Source organism: Oerskovia sp. NPDC060287 (genome assembly GCF_042726775.1).
Taxonomy (GTDB): Bacteria; Actinomycetota; Actinomycetes; order Actinomycetales; family Cellulomonadaceae; genus Oerskovia; species Oerskovia merdavium.
The window spans coordinates 1-2,919 of the sequence record NZ_JBHXBO010000360.1; the positions used below are offsets into that span (position 1 = coordinate 1).

At 71.3% G+C, this 2,919-nt stretch carries 1 protein-coding gene; it reads left to right on the forward strand.

The window, feature by feature from the left end:
- Positions 1–222: 222 nt before the first annotated feature.
- Entirely contained in the window at positions 223–2,874 is a 2,652-nt protein-coding gene (locus ACFWFR_RS18840) for a family 20 glycosylhydrolase (protein WP_377624114.1), read from the forward strand.
- Positions 2,875–2,919: the final 45 nt, after the last annotated feature.

The window sequence follows — 2,919 nt, forward strand, 5'->3', positions numbered from 1 at the left end:
GTCCCACCGAGCTCGAGGTCGGCGTCGTTCTTCTGTCGGACAGCGACGCCGACCTCGTTCTCAGCCCCGCCCCTGACTCCCCAGGGGCGGGGCTCCCTGCCGTGCCCCGGCGCACCGGATGCACTTTCATGCTTGTTTGAACTGCCAATCCGTCAGATATTGACATACTGGTCGGGATGGCTGAGGCTCGAAGGGTTCCCGTCCGCTCAATGAGGAGTGCCCGTGAGAATCCCGCACCGTGGTCGCGGCGTCGCAGCCGTCGCCGTGACCCTTGCCCTGATCTGCCCTGCCGTGGCGACGACCGCCTGGTCGTCCGCCGCCCCCGCTGCCCCTGCCTCTGCCGCCCCCGCCGCCCCCGAGGGCGAGGCACCGCTCGCGCTCGTCCCGAGGCCCGTGAGCCTCGAGCGAGGAGCAGGGTCCGGGTTCCGTCTCAGCCCGACGAGCGTGATCGTCGCTCCGGACGACGCCGCGCCGGTCGGCGAGTACCTTGCCGACCTGCTCCGACCGTCCACAGGGTTCTCGTTGCCTGTCTCCGACGCGTCGGTCGCGACCGACGCCATCACGCTCACCCTGACCGACGCCGCCTCGACGGACCCCGAGGGCTATGACCTCACCGTCTCCGAGGGAGCCGTCGCGATCGACGCCCCCACCGCGGCCGGGCTCTTCCACGGTGTGCAGTCGCTCCGCCAGCTGCTCCCTGCAGCGGCCGAGGCGTCCCAGGTGCAGGACGCGGACTGGGTCGTCCCCGCGGTCGTCATCGAGGACGAGCCCCGGTTCGAGTACCGCAGCGCGATGCTCGACGTCGCCCGCCGCTTCTACCCCGTCGACGCGGTCAAGCGCTACATCGACCAGATCGCGCTCTACAAGCTCAACACCCTGCACCTGCACCTCACGGACGACCAGGGCTGGCGCATCGCGATCGACGGGCTCCCCGCCCTGACGGAGATCGGCGCCTCGACCCAGAGCGGCTGGGCCCCGGGCAGCAACACGGGTGATCCGTGGTTCTACACCCCGGCGGACTACGCGGAGATCGTCGACTACGCGGCCTCGCGCTACATCGAGGTCGTCCCCGAGATCGACGGCCCGGGACACACCCTCGCGGCACAGGCGTCCGTCCCGGGCCTCACGTGCGACGGAGTGCCGACCGCGCCGTACTACGGGTTCGACGTGAACCTGCCGATGGTCTGCGCGACCGAGGCCAACTCGGCGAACATCCGCGACTACCTCGAGAAGGTCATCTCCTCGGTCGCCGCGCAGAACCCAGGCCAGTACATCCACCTCGGCGGCGACGAGGTCCCCAACCCGCCGGCCGGCTGGTACGAGGCATACACGGCCATGGCCAACGAGATCGCGACCGAGCACGGCAAGACGATCGTCGGATGGCACCAGTGGGCGCAGGGGACGACCCTGCCCGCGGGCAGCCTGGTCCAGTACTGGGCCGAGGGGCGCGTCAACCGTCCCAAGATCGGAGTGGGCGCCGAGAGCGCGGACATCCGTGAGGTCCGCGCGGCCCTGGCGGCGGGGGCGCGGGTCGTCGTGTCGCCGGCGGACCGTTCCTACACCGACATGAAGTACAGCTCGTCGACGGCCTACGGCCTCTCGTGGGCCGGGCTCGTCAACCTGCGACGCGCCTACGACTGGGACCCCGTGACGGAGCTCTCGAGCACCGACGGCACGGTCAAGGTCGTGACGGAGGAGCAGGTCGCGGGGGTCGAGGCCTCGCTGTGGGCCGACCGGGCCTACCGCGGGAGCACGAGCCTGCCCACGAGCCACTCCCAGTTCATCCCGGTGGAGCAATACACCGACCACATGATCTTCCCGCGCATGCCCGCGATCGCCGAGATCGCCTGGTCACCGGCGCAGGGCAAGGACTACACCGAGTTCCTCTCCCGCCTCACGCAGCACGACGACCGCTGGGACGCCCTGGGGTACGAGTGGTTCCGCGCGCCCGACGTCGAGTGGGAGCCCGTCGTGCCCGTGGAGCCCGAGCTGGTCCACCACTGGGCCTTCGACGAGACGAGCGGACAGTCGGCACTGGACGTCGTGACCGGTGTGCGGGCCACGGTGGACGGCGGCACCTGGACCCCCGGGCGGCTGGGTGGTGCGGTCAGCCTCGACGGCGTGGGCGACGGGGTGACGCTCGCCGCCGCGCCCGTGAGCGGACCGTGGACGGTCGCGTCCTGGGTCCGTCGCACGGACGCCAGGAGCAGCTCCGCACTGCTCTCGGACACCTCGTCCGGGGTACGGACCGCGATCAAGCTCGAGCAGTACAGGGCCACCGCCAAGGTCGGGTTCACGCAGCTCGGCGTCGCCGACCATCGGTCCGAGTACGCCACCCCGCTCGACGAGTGGGTGCACCTGACGCTGGTCTCGGACGGCGCGACCGTCACGGTCTACGCGGACGGTACGCAGGCCTCGACCGTGCCGGGCACGGGGACGCTCGGGCTGGCCCAGCTCGGACGGCTCATGAACGCCCCGGGGTGGCCGGGTGCGAGCGACGCGGCCGCCGTCGACGTCGACGACCTGCGGGTCTACACCGGTGCCCTCGACCGGGCCGCGGTCGGTGCGCTCTGGGCCGAGGTCTCGCCGGCCCCCGCGACGGTCGAGGTCGACGCGACCACGCGCTGCGTCGCCGGCAGGGTGGTGATCAGCGTCCGTGCCGTCAACGTCGGCGACGTGGCGGTCGATCTCCAGGTCGTGACCACGGCCGGCAAGAAGTCGTTCAGCGCGGTCGCCCCCGGGGCCAGCGCGCACCAGTCCTTCGCGACCCGTTCCTCGACGATCGACGCCGGGACCGTGACGGTCACGACGGGCGGGGCGGGAGGCACCGGGCGTGAGGTCACAACCGACCACCCGGCACTGAGCTGCGGCTGACCGAGAGACCAGCGAAAAGCACGAAGGCCAGGAACCTTGTGGTTC